Source organism: Sutterella seckii (assembly GCF_009183815.1).
Lineage (GTDB): Bacteria > Pseudomonadota > Gammaproteobacteria > Burkholderiales > Burkholderiaceae_F > Sutterella > Sutterella seckii.
On record NZ_WEHX01000133.1, the window covers coordinates 1 to 4392 of the forward strand.

Consider the following 4392-nt stretch of genomic DNA (forward strand, 5'->3'; position numbering starts at 1 on the left):
TGGAAAAACTTCAGGAAGTCCGTCGCCGTCATCGGCGCGGGGCCCGCTGGTCTGGCGGCAGCCGACATCCTCGCCCAGGCCGGCCTCCGCGTCGTCGTCTGCGACCGCGAACCCGCCGCAGGGGGACTTCTCACCTTCGGCATTCCCGCCTTCAAGCTCGAAAAGGAGCTTGTTCTGAGGCGCCGCCGGATGCTCTCGAGAATGGGCGTTGAATTCAGATTCGGGACGGAAGTCGGGAGAGACGCTTCCGCCGCGAAGCTTCTTGAAGAAGCCGATGCGCTCTTCATCGCTTCGGGTGCCGAGAAGCCCGTTTCCCCGGGAATCCCCGGAGAAGAGGCCAAGGGAGTGGAACAGGCGAAAACCTACCTCGCAGCTTCGGCGTTCCGGATGCTCCCGGAAGAAATTCAAAAGCACGCGAAAGCGCCCCGCGCTTCAGCGGAAGTTCGCGGCAAACGCGTCGTCGTCATCGGAAGCGGAGACACCGCCATGGACTGTCTGCGGGCTGCCATTCGCGAGGGCGCAGCCTCTGCACTCGCAATCGCGAGAAAGCCCGAAACCCAAATCCGCGCAATCCCGTCTGAGGTCCTCGCCGCCCGCGAGGAAGGGGCGAAGCTTCTCTTTGAAGCCATCCCGCAGCGCATCTGCACGGATGACTCAGGATCGGTAGAAGCGCTCGAAATTCGGCATGCCCCTTCGGGTGAAATCCGGAAGATCCCTGCGGATCTGATCCTTCTTGCCTGCGGCTTCCGCACGGAACCGCACCCGTGGATTTCGGCGCTCGGCGTCCGCTTCACGGACAAGGGCCGGATTGAAGCAGAGAACACCCGCACGAACGTTCCCGGCATCTATGCCGGAGGCGACGCCGTCCGGGGCGCGGCGCTCGCGGCGGAAGCCGTTGCCGACGGCAGAACTGCTGCGGAAGCGATTCTTTCGGATCTCGGCCTCAGAGAGGAACTTCATCATGCACGATGACGCGAAGCCGCTTCTTGCCGGAAGGCGGTGCCTGCGCACCCGCCACATCTCCTCGACCTGCACGGCCTGCGTCGACATTTGCCCGGAAGAAGCGCTCGTCCTGAAGGAAAAGCGCCTCCTCTTCGCCGCCTCAAGGTGCACCGGGTGCGGCGCCTGCACGAGCGTCTGCCCGGAGGACGCCCTGATTGCGCCCGCCTTCACGAGCAAAGCTTTGGAAGATGCCCTCCGCCGGGAGGCGCCTCAGGGCCGCATCGTCTTTGCCGCACCCAATGCCGGAGCGACGGGGAAGAAAATTCTTCTTCCTTCGCTCCTTCATCTCTCGGTCGACTGGATCCTGCTGGCCGTTGCTCTGGGCGCAAAGGAAATCGGGCTTCTTTATGCGCCGGGGAGCGTCGACGAAGAAAAGCTTTCCGTCATCACGAACCGAATCGAAATCGTGCGGAAAATCTGCGCGGAGCTCCATCTCCCTCTTGAGCTCGAAACCCTTCGGGGCGCCCCGAAAGTCGACGCCGGCCGGCGCCGCTTCTTCTCGAGGCTCGGCGCGGCGCTTGAGCCTCGAGAGGCATCTTCTCCTCAGACTCAGGAGGCGCGAAGCCGCATAGCCAAAACGCTTCTCGAAGAGCCTTTCGTGCGGGTCCCGGACAGCCGCTTGAGACTCATCCATGCGCTCAAACGTCTCCTCGAAAAATCGGGGAAAGCCGACAGTCGGGAAGCCGCAAAGCTCTTTTCGGCCCCCCGCATCGATGCCGCGAAATGTTCGGGCTGCGCGCTCTGCCCGGCCGTCAGTCCGACGGGAGCGCTTCAATCGCAGGGGGAAGGCGGAACGCTCAGGCTCCTTCTCAACGCCGGCGCCTGCACGGGCTGCCGGCTCTGCGCCGACATCTGCTTCATGAACGCCGTCACGCTTTACGAAGCGGCATCGCTCGAAGAAATCTTCCCGACGCCTGCGAAAACGCTTTTCTCCCGAAAGAATGACCCCCGGGCGTTCGATACCTGGGAGGATAAGCTCTCGGGGCTGATCAATGCTCCGGTCTATCGGACGTAACTCCCCTTCAGACGAGGCCAGCAGCGCGCGCCTCAGCGAAGCGCCGGTAGGCGTCGCGCAGCCACGTGAAGTTGTCGACCGTGCGCTTCTGCATGTCTTCGCGGGCGGTCGCCGTCATCCAGAGGACAAAGTTCCTCAGCTTCGCGTTATTGAGCTCCTCTTCCCTGCGGTCGACCAGACACATGTAGCGCGGCGCACGGGTCCAGCCCTCCAAAATAGGCACTACGCGTCCCTCGCGGATTTCGTCCTCGACGTGCAGAAGCGCAAGATCCACCGTAATGCCGTGGTGCTCGAGGAGGAGGCGCTTCAGCGTGAGCTGGTCGTGCGTGACGAAGGTTCTTCGCCAGACAAGTGGCTCAGAGGCTTTGCCGCAGAAAAGCTCCCCGGTGACGGCTTCGTCGTTGTAGGCCTTGAGAAGAAGGCCTTCATGCTTCGCGAGGTCTGAAGGCTTCTCCGGAATCCCGGCGCGCCGGAGATACTCGGGCGTCGCGAGCGGCACCGTCGTGGAATTGTTGTAGTTGCGGATGATGAGGCCAGCCGGATCCGCGGGCCTGCGGTTGAGAACGGCAACGTCGACCTCGCCCCGGCGCACTTCATCGGGCCCTGTTTCCGGCACAACCGCAAAGGCGACGCCCGGGAATAGACCGCTGTAGCGAAAGAGCTGCTCGGAAAAGTATTCCTGCGCGAGCTCAATCGGCGCCGCAAAGCGGATGATCTGTTCGCCCCCGGCCTCTTTCTTCGGCTCAAGAATTTCCTGAAAGCCCGTTACGAGGGGCTCGATCGCTGCGCGGAGCTTCTCTGCCTCTGCCGTCGGCTGAATCGGGCGGCGGGTCTTGTCGAAAAGAGACTTTCCCAGTTCCTTCTCCAGGCCCGCAATCAGCCGCGAGGCCTTCGGGAGATCGATGTCCGCCAGCACCGCGGCCTCAGAAATGCTGCGCGTGCGGCAGGCGGCAACGAAAACCTGCCAGGCGAGAAGATTCTGAAGGCATTTCATGAGCGCGACGGGAAAGACAGAGGAAGAGGAAGCGCATTAGACGCTTTCAAGAATTCTACCGTTTCCCGACTTTTACTCCGCTTATCAACCGACCAGCACGCGTTTTCCTTCAAACGCGAACCCGAAAACGCGGATTCGGGAAGCCTCAATGCCGCGGCCGATGAGCTCCTCGCGATAGCGCTTTCTCTCAATCTGCTCGTGCGCTTCCTTCACTGCATCCTCGAGCGTCCCGGATGTTCCCGGGCGCTTTGCCTTGAATTCGAGGATAAAGGCCAGGTCCTTCGATTTGTCGAGCGGTTCGAGCATCACGTCGCACCGCCCGAGCCCGCTCTCCCGGTTGCTTGTCACGACATAGCGGCGCCGGAGTGAGACGAGAAGCCCGAGAACAAAGCCGTGGTAAAACCGCTCCGGTTCGGAACCCGAGGCGTCAAAGAAGCTGAAGACCGAACACGTGAGCTGGTTGAGGAAAAAGTTCATGTTCTCGATGTCGCCGGTGAGGAGCGCTTCAATAAAGTCGGGATAGTTCGATTCCTGTGCGCTCGAGAACCACCGGCCGATGAGCGCATCGAAGGTTTTAAGCACCTCCAGGTTGGTGAGTGCGAGCTCGTAGTGATCGTCATCCGCCTGACGAACGACTTTGAGATAGCCGCTTGCAAGAAGCAGGGACCACAAAGCCGCCGGACTCGTCTGCATGTCCTGGAAGACTATCTCCTCACAGAGCGAAACCGTTATGGACCCGCCGTTCAAAAGGCTCTCAAAGGCCTGCTTTACGTCCGAATTGCCGGTCTGTACAAGCCGGCCCGCGAGCTCATTGCTGCTCGTATTGGCCCAATACGGAGCCAGACGCTTTTTCTTGAGGTAATTCGTAACCGACCACGGATTGTAAATGCCTTTCACGGAGCCGAAAGAAAACCCGTCATACCAGGTCTTCACATCGTTCAGATCGCTGAGACCATATTCCTTCAATGCTTTCGCAACCTCGGCTTCCGTGAAGCCGAATGCCGTCTGGTATTCATCCGACAGCACCGTTATGACATCCGGATTGTTGAGGTCCGAAAAAATAGATTCCTTGCTTACACGGGTAATGCCCGTCAGAAGCGCGCGCTCCAGACTGGGATTGTCTTTGAAAGAAAGGTTCATGAAGGCGCGAACGAATTGCGCCAGTTCATCCCAGTAGCCGTTAAGCCATGCCTCCTGCATCGGAGTGTCGTATTCATCGAGCAGAATAATGGGCTTTACGCCGTAAACACGGTGAAGTGCAGTCGAGAGGAACCGGAGACTATAGGATGCTCTGAGCAAATCGAAAGATAATGCATTAATTGTATAAATATCAAATATATGATAGAATATATCTATCATGAATAGATTTGCGAGAGGCTTC

General features: G+C 59.7%; 4 protein-coding genes. 2 read left to right on the forward strand and 2 right to left on the reverse strand.

Annotated features, from left to right (window positions below):
* Positions 1-972: FAD-dependent oxidoreductase (locus GBM95_RS11105; RefSeq protein ID WP_152159156.1), on the forward strand; the 972-nt coding region annotated here is incomplete at its 5' end.
* Positions 962-2017 (forward strand): 4Fe-4S dicluster domain-containing protein, encoded by a 1056-nt coding sequence (locus GBM95_RS11110; RefSeq protein WP_193222682.1) that lies wholly within the window; start codon positions 962-964, stop codon positions 2015-2017. The genes GBM95_RS11105 and GBM95_RS11110, both read left to right, overlap by 11 nt.
* 7 nt (positions 2018-2024) lie before the next feature.
* On the opposite strand, the gene GBM95_RS11115 is transcribed toward GBM95_RS11110, so the two are convergent.
* A complete protein-coding gene (locus GBM95_RS11115; protein WP_152159158.1) occupies positions 2025-3011 on the reverse strand; it encodes a LysR family transcriptional regulator in 987 nt (328 codons plus the stop codon).
* Between the two features lie 84 nt (positions 3012-3095).
* Entirely contained in the window at positions 3096-4310 is a 1215-nt protein-coding gene (locus GBM95_RS11120; protein ID WP_193222683.1) for a PD-(D/E)XK nuclease domain-containing protein, read from the reverse strand.
* Positions 4311-4392 lie beyond the last annotated feature (82 nt).